We start from the raw sequence: 23,576 nt of genomic DNA on the forward strand, positions 1-23,576 counted from the left end.
TTTATGATTTTAAATTAAGTTTTAAACTGAGCTCTGTTAATTGCTCATCATCAATTGGAGCAGGCGCATCAATCATGACATCACGTCCAGAATTGTTTTTTGGAAAAGCAATAAAATCTCTAATGGTTTCTTGTCCGCCTAAAATAGCAACCAATCGATCTAAACCAAAGGCAAGACCACCATGAGGAGGCGCGCCATACTCAAAAGCGTCCATTAAAAAGCCAAATTGAGCTTTAGCTTCTTCTTCTGTAAAGCCTAAATGCTTAAACATAATAGCTTGAGTTGCTTTATCGTGAATACGAATAGAACCACCACCAATTTCATTTCCGTTTAAAACTAAATCGTAAGCATTAGCTTTTACTGCACCGGGATTAGAATCTAATAATTCTAACTGACCAGGTTTTGGAGATGTAAATGGATGGTGCATAGCATGATAATGACCAGTTTCTTCATCTAGTTCTAGTAATGGGAAATCCATAACCCAAAGCGGAGCAAATACTTTAGGATCTCTCAAACCTAAACGCTCTGCTAATTCCATTCGTAAAGCACTTAATTGTGCTCTAACTTTAGATGCATCTCCAGAAAGTACGCAAACTAAATCGCCAGCTTTTGCACCTGTAACTTCTGCCCATTTTGCTAAATCGTCTTGGTCGTAAAACTTATCTACTGAAGATTTAAAACTTCCGTCATCATTACAGCGCGAGTACACCATGCCTTGAGCTCCAACTTGTGGGCGCTTGACCCAATCAATAAGTTTATCAATTTCTTTTCTTGTATATTTATTTCCGCCAGGAACAGCAATACCAACGACTAATTCTGCAGAATTAAATACGTTGAATTCTTTGTGTTGCGCTACGGCGTTTAATTCTCCAAACTCCATTCCAAATCTAATATCTGGTTTGTCGTTTCCGTATAAACGCATAGCATCATCATATTGAATTCTTGGAAATTTATCTATTTCAACACCATTTACTTCTTTAAGTAAATGACGCGTTAAACCTTCAAAAACATTTAATATATCTTCTTGCTCGATAAACGCCATTTCACAATCTATTTGTGTGAATTCTGGTTGTCTATCTGCACGTAAATCTTCATCTCTAAAACATTTTACAATCTGAAAATATTTGTCCATGCCACCAACCATAAGCAATTGCTTAAAGGTTTGTGGCGATTGCGGTAAGGCGTAAAACTGACCTTCGTTCATTCTGCTAGGTACAACAAAATCACGTGCACCTTCTGGTGTAGATTTTATTAAGTAAGGTGTTTCAACTTCTATAAAATCATTTTTAGATAAATAGTTTCTTACTTCTTGAGTTACTTTAGCTCTAAAAATTAGATTGTCTTTAACTGGGTTACGACGAATATCAAGGTAACGATATTTCATGCGCAATTCTTCACCACCATCTGTATCATCTTCAATAGTAAAAGGAGGTGTGATTGCTTCATTTAAAACTGTTAATTCTGAAACTAGTAACTCTATATCACCAGTTGGCATATTTGGATTTTTAGACGCACGTTCAATAACGATTCCTTTAACTTGTACAACAAATTCGCGACCAAGTTGTTGTGCTTGCTCCATCATTGATTTTGATGTACGTTCTTCATCAAAAACAAGTTGTGTAATACCATAGCGATCTCTTAAATCTACCCAAACAATAAATCCTTTATCGCGAGATTTTTGTACCCAACCTGATAAAGTTACTTCTGTATTGATATGCGATGCTCTTAATTCACCGCAATTATGACTTCTGTACATATTCTAAATTTAGAGTTGCAAATTTAGTGAAGTTAAATGATTATAAAAATGAAAAGCCACAACAATTGTTGTGGCTTTTCTCGCTATTAATCAACCCTTTTTAATTCCCTAAAGGGTTCTCATAAAACAACTTCAAAAAAGAAGCTGAGTCTTAATTAGAAATTAATCTAATCGTTTATCCATATTAAATACTTCTTGAGGGATTTACTTCTTTTGTATTAGAAACTCGGTCTTTGTATAGCCACATTTTAAATTTAGTAACTAAATAGAATAGAATTGGCACAACAATTAGTGTTAAGAATGTTGCTATTAATAAACCGTAAATAACGGTCCATGCTAGTGGTCCCCAAAAAATAACATTATCTCCTCCCATATATATATGAGGATTGAACTCACTAAATAGAGTAAAGAAGTTTATGTTTAATCCTGTTGCTAAAGGGATCAGTCCTAAAATGGTTGTAATTGCAGTTAACAAAACAGGTCGTAAACGCGCTTTTCCTCCTTTTATAATGGCATCTAATAAATCTTCATTAGCTAAATAAGTTTTTTCATCTAAATCATGTTCTACTTTTTTTCTATCAATAAGTAATTGCGTGTAATCTAATAATACTACACCATTATTAACAACAATACCAGCCAGTGAGATAATCCCCATCATAGTCATCATGATAACAAACGAACTACCAGTTGCTACAATACCACCAAATACACCTATTAAACTCAAGAAAATAGCCAGCATAATAATTCCTGGTTTTGAAACAGAATTAAATTGGAATATTAAAATGAAGAAAATTAAACCTAAACCTGTAAAGAAAGCTCCCATTAAAAAAGCCATCTGTTTATTTTGTTCTTCAATCTGACCTGTATAATCAATTTTAACTGTGTCAGGTTTTTCGGTAAAAGATTGCATCTCATTTTGTATCTGTGATACAATAACTCCAGCATCTGTAAAACCTGGTGCTAATGCAGAGTACAGCGTTACTACACGTTTTACATCTTTATGTTTTATAGCACTAAACCCCGAGTTATTGTTGTGTTTAGCAACTGCAGAAACAGGGATTTCTTTTATTTGGCCAGAAGCCATATCTCTAAATGTGATTTTCTGATTAAAAATAGCACTGGTGTTGTATCTGTTTTCTTCATTAAAACGTACATAAATATCATAATCTTCACCATCTTCTTTATAAATGCCTGCTTTTGCTCCAAAGATAGCGTTGCGTAATTGCTGCCCTACTTGTCCTGCATTAACACCTAATTCTCCAGATTTTTTTCTATCAACTAACACTTGCATTGTGGGCTTGGATTTGTTGACGTCAATTTTTAACTCATCTATACCTTGAATGTTTTTGGAGTTGATAAAATCGCGCATACTTTCAGCAGTTGCGATTAACTCAGAATAGTTATTCCCTTCTAATTCTACGTTAATTGGGTAACCAGCTGGCGGACCAACAGCATCTTTTTCTACAGAAATAGCTACACCTGGATAAATGTCTTTAAGTGACTCTTGTACTTTTTTAAGTAGCTCTTGACTATCTGCACCTTCTCTAAATTTATATTCACGCATGGTTGCAGTAATCTTTCCTCTATGTGGCATTTCTGCAGCAGAACCACCATCTGTTTGGGGGTTTCCTGCGCCTTCACCAACTTGGGATACAGCACTTTCTGTTAAAAAGTTAAACTCTCCATGTTTATAAGCTTCTTGATTTATGATATCGTAAAAACGTGTTTCAATTTCTTTAGTAATAGCGTTTGTTTTTTTAATATCTGTTCCTTCAGGATACTCAATGTATGCAATAATTTGATTAGGTGTATTGTCTGGAAAAAACTCCACTTTTGTTCTTTGGCTTCCTACTGAAGCACCAAAACCAATAAAAGCAATAAATAATAAAACAAAAGTTCCAATGGTAATAAATATTGGCTTTCTACCTCCTAAAGCTGCTCGTAGTGTTTTTTCATAAAAACGCTCCCAACGTGGTAAGATTTTGTTTTGAAAACCATTAGCCCATTTTCTCAACCATAATCTATAAATCCAAAGCATGATTGCTGTAAAAACCATTAATGTTCCTAAACCTTTATATGCACCACCAAAAATGAAAATTAGCACACCAATAATTGCAACAATTATAGATGTTTTAATAATTTGTTTTAACGGCATATTTTTATCTTCAGTTGTCATAAACTGCGATACTAATACAGAGTTAAAGAAGATAGCAACAAATAAAGAAGACCCTAAAACTACTGATAATGTAATTGGGAAATAAATCATGAATTGCCCCATCATTCCAGGCCATAACCCTAAAGGAACAAAAGCTGCCACTGTAGTTGCTGTTGATATAATAATAGGAAAGGCAATTTCTCCAATTCCTTTTTTAGCAGCCTCAATACGGCTCATGCCTTCATCATCCATTAATCGATACACATTTTCAACCACTACAATACCATTATCTACAAGCATACCTAGACCCATAATTAGCCCAAACAAAATCATGGTATTCATGGTATAGCCTAACATGTTTAATATCATAAGAGACATAAACATGGACATTGGTATGGCAAACCCAACAAATAAGGCGTTTTTAAAGCCTAAAAAGAACATTAAAACGGTTACTACGAGTATAATCCCAAAGATGATGTTGTTTACCAAATCGTCTACTTGCCCAATGGTTTTTGAAGACTGGTCGTTAGAAATGGTAACTTTTAAATCTTGAGGGAAAACATTTTCGATAGCGTTATCTACAATAACTTGAATTTGGTCTGCTGCAGCGACCATGTTTTTTCCAGAACGTTTTTTTACATCTAGCATCACCACTGGTGCCCCAAACTCTCTAGCGTAAGTGGTTTTGTCTTCGTCTTTAAAGGTTACTGTTGCAATATCTTTTAAATAAATAGGGTTATTGTTTTCAGATTTTACAACAAAACTTTCTAATTCATTTGGCGTATCAATTTCTCCTATAACACGAATGGTACGGCGTTGCCCGCTTGTAATTAAATTACCGGCAGACATGGTCATGTTTTCTTTGCTAATGGTATTGATGACATCATCAAAACTCACTTGAGCTGCCATCATTTTATAAATATCGACTGCAACTTCTACTTCTTTTTCTTGAGCACCACGAATATCAACTTGCTTTATTTCCTGTAAGCTTTCAATTTCATCTTCAAGATATTCACCATATTCTTTTAACTTGTCTACTGGGTAATCTCCAGAGATATTAATATTGAGAATTGGGATTTCTTCAGACATACTCAAATCAAACACATTTGGTTCTACTTTTGCATTGTTGAATGTTGGCCAATCTTCACTTGAAGTTTCAGAGTCTACCTCGTCTTTTACTTTTTGTTTTGCAGCTTCAACAGAAATGTGTTCATCAAACTCTACAATTACGATGGAATAATCTTCTTGTGACGTTGAGGTGATTTCTACAACATTACTTACCGTTTTTAAGCGATCTTCAATAGGATCGGTAATTAGTTTCTCAATGTCTTCTGCTGTATTTCCTGGATAGACAGAGCTAATATAAATTTTGGTTTCTTTTATTTCTGGAAAGTTTTCTCTAGGCATACTAAAATATGCTGAGGTACCAAGAAATAATAGCAGGGCAATTAAAACATACATTGTTGTTTTATTGTTGATTGCCCATGATGATAATCCAAACTCCTTATTTACTTTTTTATTTTTATCAGTCATTAGTTATTAGTCTTTAGTCGTTAGTGTTTTTGTCATTAGACTTTAGGTATTTTTGAAGACCTGATGTCATTTTTGACAATTCTTCAAGTTGTAACCTATTGTTGTAATCATCATCTTCACTTAGATAATTTAACCTTTTAGCAATAGTTGAGCAGACAACACATTCTTTTATGGAGCCATTGGAAATATTCAAAAACCTATTGAATTGGGCATTGGTGTCTCCTGAACCTTCTGCAATATTCAACGCAATAGAAACTGATGCTCTTTTAAATTGAGAACTTAAGGCATAATCTTCATTTTTAGGAAAATTATTTGTTGCCTTATATGTGAGGTCAATAAAATCTAATGCTTTTTGATATACTTTTAAATCTTCGAAGCTGAATTTAATCTCTTTCATAAATTTTAATATTTTTTTCTACAGACTAATGTCTAATAACTATTCACTTATCAGGATTTTAACTTCTTGACCGTCTTTAACACTACGCGCCCCTTCTTTAATAATCTCATCGCCATTTTTTAAGCCCGAAAGCACTTCTATATCATCGCCTTGTGTTTTACCAGTGGTAATAATAACACGTTTGGCTTTTGCTTTGTTATCAGTTTTATCTGTTATAGTATAAACATACTGTTCGCCTTTAGCGTTTTCTGAAATAATACTTTGCGGAATTAGAATGGCATTGTCGTTTGTGTAATCGTTTATTTTAAGTTTAGCAGTAAGGTTAGGCTTAATTGTGTTGTCTTTGTTTGGTACTGCAACTTCTACTTTAAAAGTTCTATTTGCAGGATTTATAAAATTACCAGCTTGACGGATTTTTCCGTTCATAGATTTACCAAGAATGGGAAACTCTACTTGTACATTTTTACCTGGAGTAACATTTGTAATGTAACGTTCAGGCACATCCGTTTCAATATACATGTCTTTTAAATTTACAATTCTGAACAATTGCGATTGTCCTGGAGCAACAACACTTCCTTGGTCTGTAATTACATCATCAATAGTTCCTGTAAAAGGAGCGCGAACTATGGTTTTACCAACTTGTTGTTGCAATTGATTGACTGCTTTTTGTTGTGCTTCATAATTAGATTTTGCTTGAAGGTATTGAATTTCACTACCAATTTTTTGATTCCATAAACGCTCTTGTCGTTCAAATGTAGTTTTTGCCAAATCGGCTTGAATTTGTAATTGAGCTACTTGCTGACTTAAACCGCCATCATCTATTTTGGCCAATATTTGTCCTTTTTTTACTTTTTGACCTTCTTTAACATAAACGCGAGTTAAAATTCCAGAATACTCAGGGAAAATTACTAAATTTTGTTTTGTGCTAACATTTCCTTGAAGCTCTACATAATGGTTAAAAACAGATGCTTTGGCATCAAAAGTTGTGATTAAAGGCACTCTTTCTTGTGGGTCGAGCTCTTTAATTTTAGCGTCAAGTTGCTTAAGTTGAGCTGCAATAGCTTGTTGCTCGCCATCCAATTGTGTTTTGCGCTTTCTAATTTGTTCTAAATTATTTGTGTCTAAAATATCTTCTACAGATTGCTCTTTGTTTCCACAAGAAGCTAAAAGAAGTGCTATTATTGTTATTGATATTATATGTTTCATTGTATGATGAGTTTTAGTGTTTTTTTTGATTGATTAGTTGTCTTGAGTTTTATTAAGTACAGTTTCTAACTCTGCTTTTTTATTGATGACGTCAAGCATGGCTTGTAAAAATTCTTGTTGTGAGCTGTATAACTGTGTTTGTGCTTGGCGCAATTCAAAACTAGAGGCAATACCTTCAAAAAATTTGGTTTGGTTTTTTTTCTCAATGCGTTCTGCTAAGTTTAAGTTTTGTTTTTTATTGTCATAATCTTCAATTGCAAACTTATAGTCGCTTTTTGCAGAGGCGATTTGTAATTTTAGTTTTTGCTCAGTTTCGGTTAAATCATCTTTAGATTTTTCTAGATTTATACGGGCACGTTGTGTAGCAGCACTTCGCATACCTGAACTGAATAACGGAATTTTTAAACTAACCCCAAAAGCAGATGTTCCTGCCCAAGGTTGATTGTTATTTGCAAAAGTAAACGACTCACTATTGCCTATATAGCTGCCATTTAAAAAAGCATTTAGCGTCGGCAAGGCTTTACTTTTTTCAAGCTTTACTAAAAGTTCTTTAGATTTTTTGTCGTTTTCTGCAATTCTGTAATCAATGTTATTTTCAATATTGTCTTCTTTATTTAATATATCTAGACTCATGTTTTTTATAGCAAGAGTTTCTAAAGTATCGGTTAAAGAACTAGGCGAGTTTAAATCTAAACCAATAGTAATGTTAAACATTTGGTAAGCTAAATCTTTTAAACGTGTTGTATTACTTAAATTACTCTCTACGCCAGATAAAGTAATTTGAAGCTGTTCAACACTTTCTTCTTCTTCTAAACCATTTTCATATATTTTTGTAGTTTCGTTTAGATTTTTTTGTAGAACATCAATATTGCGTTGTAATATTTTAATACTTTCTTGAGCTAATAGTACATTGCCATAAGCATTGATGACTGCTTTTCTAACTTCTAAATCTGTTTTTTCTTTAGCGTTTTTTGAGATTTCTAAAAAGACTTTTGCTGATTGTAAGCCAACTAAATAGGAGCCATCAAATATTTTTTGATTAAGCGAAGCTGCTGCAGTCATATTCTGTTTCGCTCCAAAATCGATAATACCATCATTATTAAAATCGATACCATCAAATTGTTGTTTTAGATTGTTGATATAATCTACAGAAGCACTAATTTGTGGTAAACCAGTTGCTGTCGTTTCCCATTTTTGTTTTTTGGCGGCCTCAATATCGCGAGCAGCATTTTTTGATGTTCTATTATTTTCTAAAGCAAAATCTATGGCTTCTTGAAGCGTAAAACTTTTTGTATCTTTCTGAGAAAACGCTAGAGAAGCGATTAATAAACTTGTTAATAGTATGAGCGTATGTCTCATAAGTTATGATTGATTTTTTATTATAAATTGATTTAATATTTTAAAGCCTTTTTCTGTTACAATGGCTCTTAAGTGGTACTCTAAATAACTCTCCATTAAGTACTCCATAGCAAATTTCTCTTTAGGAAAAATGGCGTTATCTTTAATACCTGACATTCCGTTAAAATACATTCGAGAAATAAAGTCTACGTCAATGGTTGATCTAAATAAACCAGTATTTATACCTTTTTGAAGGCTTTCTTGTACAGATTCGTGCATTTTGGCAAATTGCTTTAAACGTAGTACGTCGTAAATGTGCGGATAATACTTTTTAAGCTGATGTTGTGGTGATGTTTTTTCATTTTTTAGATGATGCATTACAAACATTTTAATGTCGTATAGCTCTTCAATGGGGTTGTTAGAGGCTTCACAAATACCATCAATACCATCACAAATAGTTTCAAATAACTCAAATGTTACTGCTTCTACCAGTTTAGTCTTGTTTGAAAAATGCACGTAAATGGTTTTTTTAGAAATTCCCATTTCTTTAGCTATATCATCCATAGTAACACTTTTAAAGCCAAGTGTTAGAAACAATTCTGCCGATTTATGTATTATTTTATCTCTCATAATGAAGCGCAAAAATACTTAGGAAACTTTAAAAACAAAAAAAGTTTCCTAAGTTTAATGATTTTTTAACATTTCATTTACATATAGATTTTTAAATGTTATGATTTGGTTTATTTTTGCGCCATGCTATCTACAGAGAACTACCGCAAAGCTTTTATTGAGTATTTAGATGAATATTCTGAAAAAAAAGAACCACGAAATCTTTATGAACCTATTGAGTATATTTTAAGGTTAGGAGGTAAACGTTTGCGTCCAGTTTTAACTTTAATGACAGCTGAGATTTTTGAAGGCAATTATAACAAGGCTTTAAATGCGGCTTTGGCAGTTGAGGTTTTTCATAACTTCTCACTCGTTCATGATGATATTATGGATGATGCACCTTTACGACGAGGCAAAGAAACGGTACACGAAAAATGGGATTTAAATACTGGAATTCTTTCTGGAGATACAATGCTCATAATGGCATATCAGCTATTTGAAACTTACGAACCAAAAATATTTCAAGCCTTAGCTAAACTATTTAGTAAAACGGCACTTGAGGTTTGTGAAGGACAACAGTACGATGTTGATTTTGAAACTAGAGACGATGTTACTATTGCTGAGTATTTAAAAATGATTGAGTATAAAACAGCTGTTTTGGTTGGCGCTGCCATGCAAATGGGAGCAATAGTGGCAGAAGCATCACAAGAGTGTCAAACTGCAATTTATGAGTTTGGTAAAAACTTAGGAATTGCTTTTCAGCTGCAAGATGATTATCTCGATGCTTTTGGAGACCCTAAAACATTTGGTAAGCAAGTTGGAGGAGATATTATTGAAAATAAAAAGACATATTTATATTTAAAAGCTCTTGAATTTTCTAATGAAGATGATCAGCAACAATTACAGCATCTATTTAGTGTAAGTCCTACTGATACTTCAGATAAAATAGAAACTGTTAAACAGTTTTTTGTTTCAACAGGTTCGGCTGAAGCAACTAAAAAAGCTATAGAAACTTATACTAATAAAGCCTTTTCTCTTTTAGAAGATTTAAAAGTTTCTGAAGAAAGTAAATCTATGTTAAAACAGTTTGGTGAAACGTTAATGAATAGAAATGTTTAATGAAGTTAGTAACCTCGTTTAGTGAATTGGTTGAAGAAGCAACACAGTTAGATTTATATAAAAAACTAATACAACAACTCAATAAAGATTTTCTTCTAGCGAATATAAACTTAGATTTTCATGAAGACATATTGCCTTCAAGTTTAAAGTTAATATTGCATGAAACTATGTATAAGCTTATTCAAGAAAAATTTGCAGAATACCTTAACTTGCTTTATATCATTGATGTTTCTGAAGAAAAAGTTAGACAATTAGATGGTAGTGACACATTAAAACTTTCTGAAGATGTGACTTTTTTAATTTTAAAGCGTGAGTGGCAAAAGGTGTGGTTTAAGAATAACTATTAAAAATTTATACCAGATGGTTGTGCGTATCGAAACTAAAAATAAACTCTAAAAAAAGGAATCCAAGGATTTGCGTAAATACTTTTTGATTCATCATATAAAACATCATATCTAATACCAAAAGTGATATTGTTACTTCTATAACCAGCGCCAATAAATAAGGCAGGATACCAATAGTTTTCATCTTCAATAGCTGTGTTATCCCATTTTCTGTTCACATTAAGTTCTTCAAATTCGGCAGATAATTGAATTTCATCAACAACATTAAATAAGCCAAGTACGCTTCCGCCTAAAATGGTAGATTTATAAAAGTTTTTTCGTTTGTTATAAGTTCCATTCAATCCAACGCCTAAAGCAAATTGGTCATTAAATTCATAAATAGCACTTGGAGCAATAGTGCCACTAAAAAAACCATCACCAAAGCTTAACCCAACGCCTCCTCCAAAACGGACATTATTCCAAAAACCGCTATCATTTGTAGTTGTATTTGTTTGTGAAATAGCTAATGAAGTGCTTAAACATAAAATAATACCAAACACTATAATTTTTGTATTATTTAAGATGTTGAGTTTCATGTTATTTAAAAAATAAAAACGTGTTCTATAAATATAATAAAAACAGAAGCTCAATTTTGCTAAAAGTTGTATTTTTGAAGAAATTTTGTTGAAGCGAACACGTCTTATACATTATAATGGATAAATATTCCTTTTTAAACGCAGCACATACAGCATACTTTGCTGATTTATACGACCAATATTTAAATAATCCTGATTCAGTAGAACCAAGTTGGAGAGCCTTTTTTCAAGGTTACGATTTTGGAAGTGAGAGTTATGGAATGGAAGGAGAAATTATTGAAGGTGTTTCTGCTCAGATTCCAGAACAAGTTCAAAAAGAATTTCAGGTTGTAAAACTTATAGATGGTTACAGAACCAGAGGTCATTTGTTTACTAAAACAAATCCAGTAAGAGCAAGGAGAAAATATGCACCTACGTTAGAAATAGAAAACTTTGGTTTATCTCAAAATGATTTAGATACTGTTTTTTCTGCAGGTGATATATTAGGAATTGGAGCTCAAACACTTCGTGAAATAAGAGATCATTTAGAAGCAATTTATTGTAACTCTATTGGAGTTGAATATATGTATATTAGAAAACCTGAAGAAATTAAATGGATTCAGGATAAACTTAATATTAATGATAATCAACCAAAGTTTTCTTCAGAAGAAAAAAAATACATTCTTAAAAAATTAAACGAAGCAGTATCGTTTGAAAGCTTTTTACACACAAAATATGTTGGGCAAAAACGCTTCTCTTTAGAAGGCGGAGAATCTTTAATTCCTGGTCTAGATGCTTTAATAGAAAAAGCTGCTGAATATGATGTTAAAGAATTTGTTATGGGAATGGCACATCGTGGTCGTTTAAGTACGTTAACAAATATCTTTGGAAAATCTGCAAAAGACATTTTTAGTGAATTTGATGGTAAAGATTATGAACAGGAAGTATTTGATGGCGATGTAAAATACCATTTAGGATGGACAAGTGATCGTATTACAAATACAGGCAAAAAGATAAACTTAAATATTGCACCAAACCCATCACATCTTGAAACAGTTGGAGCAGTAGTTGAAGGTATTGCAAGAGCAAAACAAGATGGTAAATATACTGATAATCCATCTCAAGTTTTACCAATAATTGTGCATGGTGATGCTGCAATTGCTGGTCAAGGTTTAGTATATGAGCTAGTACAAATGGCTCAGTTAGATGGTTATAAAACAAACGGAACAATACATATTGTTGTTAACAATCAAATAGGGTTTACAACTAATTATTTAGATGCAAGATCAAGTACGTATTGTACAGATGTTGGTAAAGTAACATTATCTCCAGTATTGCATGTAAATGCTGATGATGCTGAAGCTGTAGTACATGCTATGTCTTTTGCACTTCATTTTAGAATGAAATTTAAGCGTGATGTTTTTATAGATTTATTAGGCTATAGAAAATATGGACATAACGAAGGTGATGAACCACGTTTTACGCAACCTAAATTATACAAGGCAATTGCTAAGCATAAAAACCCAAGAGATATTTATGCCGAGAAGTTAATTGCTGAAGGTGTAATAGATTCAAAATATGTATCTCAATTAGAGAAAGATTATAAGGATGCTCTTGAAGAAAAACTTGTAGATTCTCGTAAAATTGAAAAAACTGAAATCACACCATTTATGCAAAGTGAATGGGTCGATTATAATACAGTTGAGGAAGATAAAATGATGAAAGCTATTGATACTAAGTATCCAAAAGAAAGGCTTTCAAAAATTACAGATGTTATTTCTAATCTCCCAAAAGACAAAAAATTTATTCGCAAGATTGAACGTTTAATCCAGTCGAGAAAAGCAATGTTCGATGAGAATAGATTAGATTGGGCAATGGCAGAACATTTAGCATATGGAACTTTATTAGAAGAAGGTTTTGATGTTCGTATATCTGGTCAAGATGTAGAGCGAGGAACATTCTCTCATAGACATGCGGTAGTAAAAGTTGAAGATAGCGAAGAAGAAATTTTATTGCTTAACCAGATTAGTGATAAGCAAGGACAGTTTTATATATATAATTCTCTGCTTTCAGAGTATGGCGTTGTAGGTTTTGATTATGGTTATGCAATGGCTAAACCTAAAACCCTAACCATTTGGGAAGCACAATTTGGTGATTTTAGTAATGGAGCCCAAATTATGCTAGATCAATATATTTCAGCAGCAGAAGATAAATGGAAGCTTCAAAATGGTTTGGTAATGTTATTACCACATGGTTATGAAGGTCAAGGCGCAGAGCATTCATCTGCACGTATGGAACGCTATTTACAGCTTTGTGCAAAAGACAACATGTTTGTTGTAGACTGTACAACACCTGCAAACATGTACCATTTGTTACGTAAGCAAATGAAAGCAGATTTTAGAAAACCATTAATTGTATTTACACCAAAAAGCTTATTACGTCATCCATTAGTTGTATCATCTGTTGATGAGTTTGCTAACGGAAGTTTTCAAATGCTAATTGATGATAAAAAAGCAAAAGCAGATAAAATTAAAACACTGGTTTTTGTAACAGGGAAATTCTATTACGATTTACTTGACGAACAAGAAAAATTAGGAAGAGAAGATGTTGCTTTAGTTCGTATAGAACAATTATTTCCTTTACCAATAGAAGCTATAAAAACAGTTTTAAGCAAGTACAAAAATGCAAATGATATAGTTTGGGCTCAAGAAGAACCAAGAAACATGGGAGCTTATAGTCATATGTTAATGCATTTAGAAGAAGCTAAAACATTTAGAGCAGTCACACGTCGACCATATGGAGCGCCAGCTGCCGGAAGTAGTGTACGTTCAAAAATTCGCCATCAAGAAGTTATAGATTTCGTTTTTGATATAACAAAAAACAACCAACGATAATAGTTAAATAAAGAATACAACTAAAATAGGATAAAATGATTTTAGAAATGAAAGTTCCTTCGCCAGGAGAATCAATCACAGAAGTAGAAATTGCAGAATGGTTAGTTGCAGATGGCGATTACGTAGAAAAAGATCAAGCCATTGCTGAAGTAGATAGCGATAAAGCAACTTTAGAATTACCAGCAGAAGCTAGCGGAACAATTACATTAAAAGCAGAAGAAGGTGATGCTGTTGAAGTAGGCGCAATTGTTTGTTTGATTGACACAAGTGCTGAAAAACCAGCTGGCAGTGAACAGTCTACAGAGAGCAGTCCAAAAAAAGTTGAAGAAAAGAAAACTGAGCAAGTTGTCAGTTCGAGCGCAGTCGAGAACAAGACGTATGCAACAGGTACTGCAAGTCCAGCAGCAAAAAAGATTTTATCTGAAAAAGGTATGGAGGCTTCATCAATCTCTGGAACAGGAAAAGATGGACGCATAACTAAAGAAGATGCTGTAAATGCTGTGCCTAGTATGGGAACTCCAACTGGTGGTAATCGCGGAACATCTCATAGTAAAATGTCTATGTTACGTCGTAAAGTAGCAGAACGTTTAGTTGAAGCAAAAAATACAACAGCAATGTTGACGACTTTTAACGAAGTAGATATGTCTCCAATTTTTGCTTTACGTAAAGAGTATAAAGAAACATTTAAAGCAAAACATGGTGTTAGTTTAGGTTTCATGTCTTTCTTTTCGTTAGCTGTTGTAAGAGCATTAAAATTATATCCTGCTGTTAACTCAATGATTGATGGTAAGCAAATGTTAAGCTATGATTTTGTTGATATTTCTATAGCTGTTTCTGGTCCAAAAGGACTAATGGTTCCAGTAATTAGAAATGCTGAAAATTTAAGTTTTAGAGGTGTTGAAGCTGAAGTTAAACGATTAGCTATTAGAGCACGAGACGGACAAATAACTGTTGATGAAATGACAGGAGGAACATTTACCATTTCTAATGGAGGTGTTTTTGGTAGTATGTTATCTACGCCTATTATAAATCCACCACAAAGTGGGATTTTAGGAATGCATAATATTGTAGAACGTCCTGTAGCTATAGATGGTAAAGTTGAAATTAGGCCAATTATGTATGTTGCCTTATCATATGATCATAGAATTATTGATGGTAAAGAAAGTGTTGGCTTTTTAGTTGCAGTAAAAGAAGCTTTAGAAAATCCTACAGAATTATTAATGGATAATAATATTAAGAAAGCTTTAGAGTTATAGAGATTTAATTTTTTATATTTTTTATGATGTTTTTGTTGGTAAACTAAATTTCAATGCTGTAAACTAAGATTAGGGTGATGTATTGGTTTTGTTTAATTATTTAAGTAATTGATTTAGTTGTATTTTGTAATTTAATCATTTTATTTTTCGCCATCCCACTCAGCATAAAATTGTTCAAGAAATTGCTCCATGTATTTGTGTCTTTCTAAGGCAATTTTTCTTCCAGACGCTGTATTCATTCTATCTTTGAGTAACAATAATTTTTCATAAAAATGATTAATTGTTGGAGCTGTTGATGCTTTGTATTCCTCTTTGTTCATTTTTAGATTTGGAGAAACAGAAGGATCAAAAAGCTTTCGGTTTTTAAAGCCTCCATAGTTAAAGCAACGTGCTATACCAATAGCGCCAATAGCGTCCAATCGATCAGCATCTTGAATAATATCTAACTCTGGAGATTTAAAATTTTGCACTTCATTACCGCCTTTAAATGAAATGTTTTTTATGATATTAACAACATGCTCAATAGTTAATGAGTCTACATTTAGATTGAATAAAAACTCTCGAGCTACATTTGGACCAACGGTTTCATCTCCATCATGAAACTTACTATCAGCAATATCATGTAACAAGGCTCCTAAAGATACTATAAACACATCAACATTTTCAGATTTAGAGATAAGCAATGCGTTGTTAAAAACCCTTTGTACGTGAAACCAATCATGTCCGCCTTCTGCATTTTTTAAAGCTTGTTTTACAAATGCTTTTGTTTTCTGTATAATAACATCATTATTCATAAGCTAAAATTAAAAACTCCTTCTAAAAGCAGAAGGAATTTGAATATAAATCTAAAGTGTGTGTTATTTTATAACAGCAGGTTCAACCCATTTAAACTGAAAAGAATTTTCAGGAATATTAATGCGTTCTGCTAAACGCATCATTCTAGATGGTAACTTCATTAAATAATCTCTAGCTCTTTCTGCCTCATCATTAAGATTTGTAATTTTATCAATTTCCCAACGTTTAATAAGTTTGTCTAATATATCTACATAATCAGCAGATGTATAAACACCAATACGTTGTGCAGTATTAGAAAATTCTTCAAAAGCAGTGCCAATTTTATTTCCAGACTCTCTTAAAAAATGAGCAGGCATTGCTATTTTTTGTTTCATCATATAATGAAAAGCCATCATCATTTGGTTAGGATCAACAGCAAATATGCGTTCAACAAATTCTGAATAAGCATGATGGTGTCTCATCTCATCTCCAGAAATGATTTTACACATTTTACTTAATTGTTTATTGCCTTTATCTTTTGCAATTTTAGCAACACGATTATGTGAAATATAAGTCGCTAGTTCTTGAAAACTTGTATACACAAAGTTTTTGTATGGGTCTCTATCTGTACCAAGATCAAAACCATCAGCAATTAAATATTGTGTTGTTTTTTCAATTTCACGCATATTTACTCGTCCTGAAAGATATAGGTATTTGTTTAATACATCGCCATGTCTATTTTCTTCAGCTGTCCAATGTTGCACCCATTTTGACCATCCATTACGTTCGATTTGTTCGACACCTTCAACATCCATAAGCCATGATTCGTAACTTGGCAAAGCTTCTTCGGTAATCATATCTCCTACTAAAACGACCCAAAAGTCGTAGGGCAATTCTTTCGAAAGCTCTCTAATTTCTTTAACTTCATCAAAGAAAGTTGAATCTTCTGAGTTAGGTAAAAAATCTGATGGTTGCCAAATTTTTTCAATAGGGATTAAGTATTTTTCAATTAAGGTGTTTACATCTTTTTCTAAGAACTGCATTACTTCTAATCTTACGTTTTTCAAAGACATAAACTAAATTTAAGGGTGTATACTTGAAATAATTATAGTTTCTATACTAGTAATTAATTCTTTGTGGTTTGTAAAGTTAGCTAATTCTAAAGGTTTATGGACAGTAAATTTGATATGATTTCCTATTCCCATAGGAAATTTACCATAACGTTGCATTTTCCATGAATTATTTATGGTTATTGGAAGAATAATTGCTGATGGTATTTTTTTGAATAATATTTCTAGTCCTTTGGTTTGAAATGGCTTTGGAGCTCCTGTTTTACTTCGCGTACCTTCAGGGAAGATAACTGCAGTACGACTTGTGCGTTCAATATATTCTCCAAATTTCATTATTTCAGGTAAAGACTGTCGAGGATTTTTTCTGTCTATTAGAGCCGAACCACCATGGCGTAAACTATAAGAAACACTAGGAATCCCTTTTCCAAGCTCTTTTTTACTAATAAATTTTACGTGATGCTCGCGTAAATGCCACATAATAGGAGAAATATCATACATACTTTGATGGTTTGAAACAACAATTAAAGGGCGATTAATGTCTAAAATGTAGGGATTATTAAACGTAAAACGTGTGCCTAAAAGATTTTGGCAGCGCATTAAAAAAAATTGAAGCCAATCTACACTAATTTTATGAGCTTTATAACCAAAGCCATTTAAACAAATCCATTGTACAGGATGAAAAATAATCAAGGTTATTCCAAATGCTATAAAATACAAGACTGTTAATGGATATGCTAAAAGTTTTCTCATAAAGCAAAAATAATAAAGCATAAAAAAACCACGATTATATCGTGGTTTAATTTTTATAAAATGTGATTTTGTTTTTAGCAATGCTCATTATAAGCATCCATAAGGTTTTCTGCAATCATTTCTGCTGGACGACCTTCAATATGATGACGTTCTAACATGTGCACCAATTCTCCATCTTTAAACAAAGCCATACTTGGTGAACTTGGAGGAAAAGGAATCATATAATCTCTTGCTTTATTTGTAGCATCTTTATCTACACCTGCAAAAACGGTTACTAAATTAGTAGGGCGTTTAGCATTTTGTAAACTCATACGAGCTCCAGGACGAGCATTTGCTGCTGCACATCCACAAACCGAATTTACAACAACTAAAGTAGTTCCTTTTTTTGCTATTGCTATGTCTACTGCATCTGCGGTATGTAATTCTTCAAAACCTACGTTGGTTAAATCCTCACGCATTGGTTTTACTAATTCTGCTGGGTACATATTTTTATGTTTTAATTAATCTAGATTCGAAATGCAAAGATAATGAAAATAAGTCGGTAGCACACAGCCTTCAGTAGGCAGATTGAATTGTGGTATTTGGGATTTCAATAGTAAGAAAATCTATAAAATAAAAATTATCTACTAAATGTGAGCAGAAAACCATCTACAGCAATACCTTGATCTAATATTAACTCTGTGTCTGTTAAGACCGTAATATTGAAAGATGAGTTTTCAATATTTAAGGTTTGTGGATTACTATTAGCATTAATAGTATAATTTTAAGTACCATTTGCTAAACCATCATAAACAACAAGTTCTACATTTAAATTAGAAACGACAACTTGAGATGTTTCGGTATTAAAAGTCCAGGTTATAATACCTGTTTCATAATCATCATCTAACCCTACAAGCCCACCAGAAATGTTGACTAAAGACCAAGATTCGTTGAGTGTTGGTTCGTTGTTTTGTTGTGCATCATCATTATTACAACTAAATAAAAAAAGCACTAAGATTAAAGTGTAAAATGGGGTTTTCATAAATATTATAGTATGAGCTGTATATAGTAGATACTATTAAAAGAAAAAGGTTGCGTATCAATCGTAACAAATTACATTTTTAAGCCACTAACAAATAGTATATTTACCTTTAATTAAAAATAATAATATAAATGAGCATATCAAAATGGATAGGAGCTTCATTAGGATGGTCGTTTGGAGGACCAATTGGAGCCATAATAGGTTTGGCTTTAGGAAGCGTTATAGACGCCATGGCAGATGGAAACAAAACTCCTTTTATCGGACAAGGACGTCCCAGCCAACAGCAACGGCAAACAACATATAAAACTAGATCACAAAGGCCTCAAACACAATCTGGTGATTTTGAAGTAAGCTTACTAATCTTAGCCTCTGTAATTATAAAAGCAGATGGAAAACAGGACCAACGCGAATTAGATTTTGTAAGACAACAATTTACTAATATGTATGGTAAGCAAAGAGCTAATCATGCCTTTAAGTTATTTAAAAACATTAGCAAACAACAAGTTTCTACACGTCAGGTTTGTTTACAAATAAGACAGATGATGGATCACCCATCACGTTTACAGCTTATGCATTTTCTCTTCGGAATTGCTAAAGCAGATGGATTGGTAACCAAAGATGAAATTAAGCAGATATATACTATTTCTGGGTATTTAGGAATTAGCAACCGTGATTACGAAAGTATAAAAGCGATGTTTTATAGTAGTAGTGATAATGCATATAAAATTTTAGAAATCACAAAAAATGCTACAGATGATGAGGTTAAAAAAGCATATCGAAAAATGGCTAAAAAGTACCATCCCGATAAAGTAATTCATTTAGGAAAAGAACATCAAAAAGGTGCTGAAGAAAAATTTAGACAAGTGCAAGAAGCTTATGAACACATTCAGAAAGAACGCGGATTTTAAACTCTAATATATGTATTGGATTATTGGAACAGCAGTCATATTTATAGTAGCTTTTATCATTATAAAGCTTACAATAAACACAAAGAAAAACCCAGACTCAAACCTCGGTATTTTAGATCACCCAAGTACTTACAAAAGACAGAATGTTGAGATGGTAGATGAGAGTCTTAAAGAGAATACAGACTTTAGCAATATGCATTAAAACTAACTAAACAGAAACTATTGTGATTAAATTTTTTCGTTCTATTCGTAAAAATCTTCTTTCAGAAGGGAACACTAAAAGCTATTTTAAGTATGCTATTGGTGAAATTGTACTTGTAGTTATAGGCATCCTTATTGCATTAAGCATAAACAATTGGAGTGCAAACAAAAAATCTAGTCATGATAAAGAGGTTGTCATTTCTAAAATTAAAGACGAAATTTTTAACAATAGCGAGCAATTAGATTTAGCAATGCTTGTTAATCATAGAATTTTAAAAGCATATAAAGATTATAAAACAATCTATAATGGTGATTTATCTGAGTTGATTACTACTCCTAAGAAATTAGCAAAGTTTCAAAAAAATTACCCTAAATTTTTTAGGATTAAAGATTCTATTCAATTAGACAATGGTCTCTACCATTATTCTGGAGGAACTTTTGTAGAGCTAGAAATACCAGATATTACTTCTATTGCTTGGGAAACCACTAGAACAATCAACATTACTAATGAGTTTGATTATAATTGTTTATATCAATTAGAAAGTATGTACAATCTACAAGAGAGATTACAAAGAGAAGTAGATAAAGCTGCGGAAGCTTTACAGAGAGAAGAAATGGAAGACCTTATTAGAATCTTAGAGATTATGAGTCAATTGGATTTACAATTAAAAACGAATTATGATGAAATGCTTCAAACCATAAATAATTGTAAGTAATATGGATAAAGAAGCTATTAAAACAAAACTATTAGAAGAAATAGAAACTACCAAAAAATCGATTTCAGACTAAAAAGAACTTACAAAGCCAATCTCTCCAAATGACGCTATTGGTCGTGTAAGTAGAATGGATGCCATAAACAATAAAAGTGTTAACGAAGCTTCATTAAGGCAAGCACAAATTAAATTAGGGAACCTAGAACGAGTTTTAGACAGATTTGAAACAGAAGATTTCGGAATTTTAATTAGACCCGAAAGCTTATTGTGTGTTAATTGTGCTAGATAAATTTTTGAATTAACTTATTTTATCCTCTAAACAAAAAGAAATCATCTTTCATACCTTCAATTTGTGAATCTTCATTAGTGATGATATAATCAATGGCTTGTGTGGTAAATAATGTCCCTTTTTTTGTTAAGGACACAATATCATTGTTTATTACAATCATATTGTTTTTAAGCGCTAATTCTAAAACGGTTTTAGAACGTACTTTTTGCCAATTAATATGCTCGTTGAGGTGATTTACATGTCGTTCGTTTTCTTCACTATGATTTCTTAAGTGTAATAAAAAAGTGAGTAATGACACTTCAGTGCGTTGTTGCTTTTCACGATACAACACAGCGATAACGCCTTTGCTTGGTGCAAACAAGTACACGACTAAAAATAGTAAACCCAAAACTGTTGTAATTGACCCAGCAATTGATGCATCTAACCAGTGCGCAACCCAATAACCAGCAATCGCACTAAAAACGCCAAACCCAATAGCTAGACCTAACATTTTCTTTAAATCTGTAGTTAATAAATACGCTGTTGCAGCTGGAGCAATCATGAGCGCAACAACCAAAATAGCACCAACAGCATCAAAAGCACCAACAGTAGTCACTGAAGAGACAGACATTAAACCATAATGAATAATTGCTGGAGAAAAACCAAGTGAAGCAGCAAGACCTTTATCAAATGTGCTCACTTTTAATTCTTTAAAAAATGCTAGTAATAAACCAATGGTTATTATTAAAATAATACCAATAACCCATAATGACTTAGGTCCAACATCAACACCAGAAATAAGTAATCTATCAAAAGGTGCAAATGCTAACTCACCAAGTAAAACAGCATCAACATCTAGATGCACATCATTTGCATTTTTAGCAATTAAAATAACGCCTATACTAAACAACGCAGGAAACACTAAGCCTATCGCTGTATCTTCCTTTACCAATCCAGTTTTCTGGATATATTCGACCAGCACAACTGTTATAATTCCTGTTAAAGCGGCTAAAAAAATAAGTAACGGCGAGTTGAGGTCTTGAGTGATAAAAAAACCAACTACAATTCCGGGCAAAATAGAATGGCTTATCGCATCGCTAATCATTGCCATTTTGCGTAATACTAAAAATGTTCCTGGAATTGCACATGCAATTGCCACCAAACTAGCAATAAGCTGTATTTCTATTTGTGCGCTACTCATCACCTTTAGTTAATTGGTTATACAAATTAGAAGCCGTAATAAAACCTTCTTCTGTTAAACTCCACATATTGCCTTGAAGGATAACATAGTTTTTATCTACTAGCTTTTGAAGTGTTCCTCTAGTATATCCTTGAAAATTATTCAATATTTTTATAGTATGTGGGTGCGTAATATCTTCATGCGTTTTAGCAATATTATACATAAACGCCAAAGTCTTATGTAGTTGTAAATCACGTCTGTTTTTTATGAATCTAATCTGTTTGAATAAGAGACCGCGACTTGGTGAGAACACAAAAGAAAACACTACAAAAACTGCAGCGACAAGAACAATAACTGGACCCGTTGAAAGATTATTTTGACTAGCACTTATAGCGGTGCCAAAAACGCCAGAAAAAGCTCCAAATAAGGCAGCTAAAAACACCATAATACTAAGGCTGTTTGTCCATTGTCTTGCTGCTGCTGCTGGTGCTAATAACATGGCACTCATAAGTACAACACCAACTGTTTGAAGTCCTAAAACAATAGCCAAAACAATAAATGATGTGATTAAAATATCAATAAATTTGGTGTTAAAACCAAGAGTTTTTGTATAATCAGCATCAAACAAAAGCATTTTAAATTCTTTCCAAAAGATGAGCATGACTAATAAACAAATTCCTGTTACAATAGCCATTAACCAAACGTCACTTTCAACCAAAGTTGCTGCTTGTCCAAATAGATATTTATCTAATCCAGCTTGATTGGCATTGGGTTGCTTTTGGATAAATGTTAAGAGTAGCATTCCAAAACCAAAAAACAAAGAAAGTATTAACCCTAAAGCGGTATCAGATTTGAGGTGCGTTTTTGTAATAATTCCTCTTATCCAAAATGTACCAATTAACCCACTAACTAATGCGCCTAAAAGTAATGTGTTACTATCTTTTGCTCCTGTAATTAAAAAGGCAATTGCTATTCCAGGTAATGCCGCATGAGAAATAGCATCACCAAGTAAACTCTGTTTTCTAAGCACCGCAAAACTACCAAGCATACCACAAACAGCACCAAGAATTGCTGTGCCGAGTGTAATGGTTCTAAGCGTGTAATCTGTAAAGACGAGTTGTATGTATTCTATAAAGTCTATTAGTCTGTAGTTTTTAGTGGTTAGTTTTTGTTTTAAGATATTTTTGAAGACTAGTTATCATTTTTGATAATTCTACCAGTTTTTTCCTTAAATCATTATTAGTTTCAGAAGTAATAAAACCTTGCCTTTGGGCAATGGTTGAGCAAACCACACATTCATTTAAAGAATCTAAAGCCATTTGTAAAAATCTATTGAATTGCTTATCAGTATCAGATGAGCCTTCTGCAATATTTAATGCGATAGAAACTGCTGCTCTTGTAAATTGAGATGAAAGGGCATAACGTTCTGTTTTTGGGAAATTGTCACAAGTTTTGTATGCTAAATCAACAAAGTCTAAAGCTTTATTATAGACTTTTAAATCTTCAAATTTGAATTTAGTTTCTTTCATA

22 protein-coding genes are annotated in these 23,576 nt (G+C 32.7%); 7 read left to right on the plus strand and 15 right to left on the minus strand.

The annotated features are described in order from the left end of the window. Window position 1: 1 nt before the first annotated feature. From aspS to BXY80_RS05100, 6 genes are all read right to left on the minus strand, one after another. Window positions 2-1,756, minus strand: coding sequence for an aspartate--tRNA ligase (gene aspS, locus BXY80_RS05075; protein WP_120200112.1), 1,755 nt, complete (start codon window positions 1,754-1,756; stop codon window positions 2-4). Between the two features lie 184 nt (window positions 1,757-1,940). Next, on the minus strand, window positions 1,941-5,444 hold the full coding sequence (locus BXY80_RS05080; RefSeq protein ID WP_120200113.1) for an efflux RND transporter permease subunit: 3,504 nt from the start codon (window positions 5,442-5,444) through the stop codon (window positions 1,941-1,943). Window positions 5,445-5,457: 13 nt separating this feature from the next. Continuing rightward, window positions 5,458-5,841 (minus strand): four helix bundle protein, encoded by a 384-nt coding sequence (locus BXY80_RS05085; protein ID WP_120200114.1) that lies wholly within the window; start codon window positions 5,839-5,841, stop codon window positions 5,458-5,460. Between the two features lie 39 nt (window positions 5,842-5,880). Continuing rightward, a complete protein-coding gene (locus BXY80_RS05090; RefSeq protein WP_120200115.1) occupies window positions 5,881-7,047 on the minus strand; it encodes an efflux RND transporter periplasmic adaptor subunit in 1,167 nt (388 codons plus the stop codon). Window positions 7,048-7,080: 33 nt separating this feature from the next. After that, window positions 7,081-8,406 (minus strand): TolC family protein, encoded by a 1,326-nt coding sequence (locus BXY80_RS05095; RefSeq protein ID WP_120200116.1) that lies wholly within the window; start codon window positions 8,404-8,406, stop codon window positions 7,081-7,083. 3 nt (window positions 8,407-8,409) lie between these two features. Next, a complete protein-coding gene (locus BXY80_RS05100; RefSeq protein ID WP_120200117.1) occupies window positions 8,410-9,015 on the minus strand; it encodes a TetR/AcrR family transcriptional regulator in 606 nt (201 codons plus the stop codon). A 123-nt stretch (window positions 9,016-9,138) separates the two neighbouring features. Here BXY80_RS05100 and BXY80_RS05105 point away from each other — a divergent pair, with 123 nt between their 5' ends. Together BXY80_RS05105 and BXY80_RS05110 are read left to right on the plus strand one after the other, a co-directional pair. Continuing rightward, the gene (locus tag BXY80_RS05105; protein ID WP_120200118.1) at window positions 9,139-10,113 is read left to right on the plus strand and encodes a polyprenyl synthetase family protein; all 975 of its coding nucleotides are present in this window, start codon (window positions 9,139-9,141) and stop codon (window positions 10,111-10,113) included. Continuing rightward, the gene (locus tag BXY80_RS05110) at window positions 10,113-10,460 is read left to right on the plus strand and encodes a hypothetical protein (protein ID WP_120200119.1); all 348 of its coding nucleotides are present in this window, start codon (window positions 10,113-10,115) and stop codon (window positions 10,458-10,460) included. Before BXY80_RS05105 ends, BXY80_RS05110 begins: the two co-directional genes overlap by 1 nt. A 32-nt stretch (window positions 10,461-10,492) precedes the next feature. Here BXY80_RS05110 and BXY80_RS05115 read toward each other — a convergent pair whose 3' ends face one another. Next, window positions 10,493-11,032: an alpha-ketoglutarate decarboxylase gene (locus BXY80_RS05115; RefSeq protein ID WP_120200120.1), complete on the minus strand. Its 540-nt coding sequence runs from the start codon at window positions 11,030-11,032 to the stop codon at window positions 10,493-10,495. A gap of 116 nt (window positions 11,033-11,148) precedes the next feature. On the opposite strand from BXY80_RS05115, the gene BXY80_RS05120 reads away from it, so the two are divergent. Both BXY80_RS05120 and odhB read left to right on the plus strand, forming a co-directional pair. Further along, a complete protein-coding gene (locus BXY80_RS05120) occupies window positions 11,149-13,905 on the plus strand; it encodes a 2-oxoglutarate dehydrogenase E1 component (protein ID WP_120200121.1) in 2,757 nt (918 codons plus the stop codon). Between the two features lie 35 nt (window positions 13,906-13,940). Then, window positions 13,941-15,161, plus strand: coding sequence for a 2-oxoglutarate dehydrogenase complex dihydrolipoyllysine-residue succinyltransferase (odhB, locus tag BXY80_RS05125; RefSeq protein ID WP_120200122.1), 1,221 nt, complete (start codon window positions 13,941-13,943; stop codon window positions 15,159-15,161). Window positions 15,162-15,301: 140 nt separating this feature from the next. On the opposite strand, the gene BXY80_RS05130 is transcribed toward odhB, so the two are convergent. The 5 genes from BXY80_RS05130 to BXY80_RS05150 all read right to left on the minus strand — a co-directional run bounded on the left by BXY80_RS05130 (window position 15,302) and on the right by BXY80_RS05150 (window position 18,776). Further along, on the minus strand, window positions 15,302-15,955 hold the full coding sequence (locus tag BXY80_RS05130; RefSeq protein ID WP_120200102.1) for an HD domain-containing protein: 654 nt from the start codon (window positions 15,953-15,955) through the stop codon (window positions 15,302-15,304). 63 nt (window positions 15,956-16,018) lie between these two features. Next, complete coding sequence (locus tag BXY80_RS05135) at window positions 16,019-17,008, minus strand: acyl-ACP desaturase (RefSeq protein ID WP_120200123.1); 990 nt, start codon at window positions 17,006-17,008, stop codon at window positions 16,019-16,021. Window positions 17,009-17,017: 9 nt separating this feature from the next. Then, a complete protein-coding gene (locus BXY80_RS05140) occupies window positions 17,018-17,755 on the minus strand; it encodes a lysophospholipid acyltransferase family protein (protein ID WP_120200124.1) in 738 nt (245 codons plus the stop codon). A gap of 74 nt (window positions 17,756-17,829) precedes the next feature. After that, complete coding sequence (locus tag BXY80_RS05145) at window positions 17,830-18,240, minus strand: BrxA/BrxB family bacilliredoxin (RefSeq protein WP_120200125.1); 411 nt, start codon at window positions 18,238-18,240, stop codon at window positions 17,830-17,832. Between the two features lie 278 nt (window positions 18,241-18,518). Next, complete coding sequence (locus tag BXY80_RS05150) at window positions 18,519-18,776, minus strand: hypothetical protein (RefSeq protein ID WP_147376101.1); 258 nt, start codon at window positions 18,774-18,776, stop codon at window positions 18,519-18,521. A 131-nt stretch (window positions 18,777-18,907) separates the two neighbouring features. Here BXY80_RS05150 and BXY80_RS05155 point away from each other — a divergent pair, with 131 nt between their 5' ends. The 3 genes from BXY80_RS05155 to BXY80_RS05165 are packed head-to-tail and all read left to right on the plus strand — an operon-like array spanning window position 18,908 to window position 20,601. Then, window positions 18,908-19,684, plus strand: coding sequence for a TerB family tellurite resistance protein (locus BXY80_RS05155; protein ID WP_120200127.1), 777 nt, complete (start codon window positions 18,908-18,910; stop codon window positions 19,682-19,684). 10 nt (window positions 19,685-19,694) lie between these two features. Beyond that, window positions 19,695-19,886 (plus strand): hypothetical protein, encoded by a 192-nt coding sequence (locus BXY80_RS05160; protein WP_120200128.1) that lies wholly within the window; start codon window positions 19,695-19,697, stop codon window positions 19,884-19,886. A gap of 22 nt (window positions 19,887-19,908) precedes the next feature. After that, entirely contained in the window at window positions 19,909-20,601 is a 693-nt protein-coding gene (locus BXY80_RS05165; RefSeq protein ID WP_120200129.1) for a DUF6090 family protein, read from the plus strand. A 305-nt stretch (window positions 20,602-20,906) separates the two neighbouring features. On the opposite strand, the gene BXY80_RS05175 is transcribed toward BXY80_RS05165, so the two are convergent. Genes BXY80_RS05175 through BXY80_RS05185 form a run of 3 tightly spaced genes read right to left on the minus strand, consistent with a single transcriptional unit; the run spans window position 20,907 to window position 23,575 of the window. Continuing rightward, window positions 20,907-22,067, minus strand: coding sequence for a metal ABC transporter permease (locus BXY80_RS05175; protein ID WP_120200130.1), 1,161 nt, complete (start codon window positions 22,065-22,067; stop codon window positions 20,907-20,909). Further along, window positions 22,060-23,187, minus strand: coding sequence for a metal ABC transporter permease (locus BXY80_RS05180; protein WP_120200131.1), 1,128 nt, complete (start codon window positions 23,185-23,187; stop codon window positions 22,060-22,062). The genes BXY80_RS05175 and BXY80_RS05180 overlap by 8 nt, the downstream gene beginning before the upstream one ends. Before the next feature lie 13 nt (window positions 23,188-23,200). After that, window positions 23,201-23,575 (minus strand): four helix bundle protein, encoded by a 375-nt coding sequence (locus BXY80_RS05185; protein ID WP_120200132.1) that lies wholly within the window; start codon window positions 23,573-23,575, stop codon window positions 23,201-23,203. Window position 23,576 lies beyond the last annotated feature (1 nt).

This window comes from Ichthyenterobacterium magnum, assembly GCF_003610635.1.
In the GTDB taxonomy this organism is placed as follows: Bacteria; Bacteroidota; Bacteroidia; order Flavobacteriales; family Flavobacteriaceae; genus Ichthyenterobacterium; species Ichthyenterobacterium magnum.

Coding starts and splice junctions, on each gene's coding strand:
- BXY80_RS05130 (WP_120200102.1), bottom strand. CDS start 15,955: ATGAATAATGATGTTATTATACAGAAAACAAAAGCATTTGTAAAACAA.
- BXY80_RS05140 (WP_120200124.1), bottom strand. CDS start 17,755: ATGAGAAAACTTTTAGCATATCCATTAACAGTCTTGTATTTTATAGCA.
- BXY80_RS05115 (WP_120200120.1), bottom strand. CDS start 11,032: ATGAAACTCAACATCTTAAATAATACAAAAATTATAGTGTTTGGTATT.
- BXY80_RS05185 (WP_120200132.1), bottom strand. CDS start 23,575: ATGAAAGAAACTAAATTCAAATTTGAAGATTTAAAAGTCTATAATAAA.
- BXY80_RS05105 (WP_120200118.1), top strand. CDS start 9,139: ATGCTATCTACAGAGAACTACCGCAAAGCTTTTATTGAGTATTTAGAT.
- BXY80_RS05155 (WP_120200127.1), top strand. CDS start 18,908: ATGAGCATATCAAAATGGATAGGAGCTTCATTAGGATGGTCGTTTGGA.
- BXY80_RS05150 (WP_147376101.1), bottom strand. CDS start 18,776: ATGAAAACCCCATTTTACACTTTAATCTTAGTGCTTTTTTTATTTAGT.
- aspS (WP_120200112.1), bottom strand. CDS start 1,756: ATGTACAGAAGTCATAATTGCGGTGAATTAAGAGCATCGCATATCAAT.
- BXY80_RS05090 (WP_120200115.1), bottom strand. CDS start 7,047: ATGAAACATATAATATCAATAACAATAATAGCACTTCTTTTAGCTTCT.
- BXY80_RS05175 (WP_120200130.1), bottom strand. CDS start 22,067: ATGAGTAGCGCACAAATAGAAATACAGCTTATTGCTAGTTTGGTGGCA.
- BXY80_RS05110 (WP_120200119.1), top strand. CDS start 10,113: ATGAAGTTAGTAACCTCGTTTAGTGAATTGGTTGAAGAAGCAACACAG.
- odhB (WP_120200122.1), top strand. CDS start 13,941: ATGATTTTAGAAATGAAAGTTCCTTCGCCAGGAGAATCAATCACAGAA.
- BXY80_RS05100 (WP_120200117.1), bottom strand. CDS start 9,015: ATGAGAGATAAAATAATACATAAATCGGCAGAATTGTTTCTAACACTT.
- BXY80_RS05120 (WP_120200121.1), top strand. CDS start 11,149: ATGGATAAATATTCCTTTTTAAACGCAGCACATACAGCATACTTTGCT.
- BXY80_RS05160 (WP_120200128.1), top strand. CDS start 19,695: ATGTATTGGATTATTGGAACAGCAGTCATATTTATAGTAGCTTTTATC.
- BXY80_RS05085 (WP_120200114.1), bottom strand. CDS start 5,841: ATGAAAGAGATTAAATTCAGCTTCGAAGATTTAAAAGTATATCAAAAA.
- BXY80_RS05145 (WP_120200125.1), bottom strand. CDS start 18,240: ATGTACCCAGCAGAATTAGTAAAACCAATGCGTGAGGATTTAACCAAC.
- BXY80_RS05095 (WP_120200116.1), bottom strand. CDS start 8,406: ATGAGACATACGCTCATACTATTAACAAGTTTATTAATCGCTTCTCTA.
- BXY80_RS05080 (WP_120200113.1), bottom strand. CDS start 5,444: ATGACTGATAAAAATAAAAAAGTAAATAAGGAGTTTGGATTATCATCA.
- BXY80_RS05135 (WP_120200123.1), bottom strand. CDS start 17,008: ATGTCTTTGAAAAACGTAAGATTAGAAGTAATGCAGTTCTTAGAAAAA.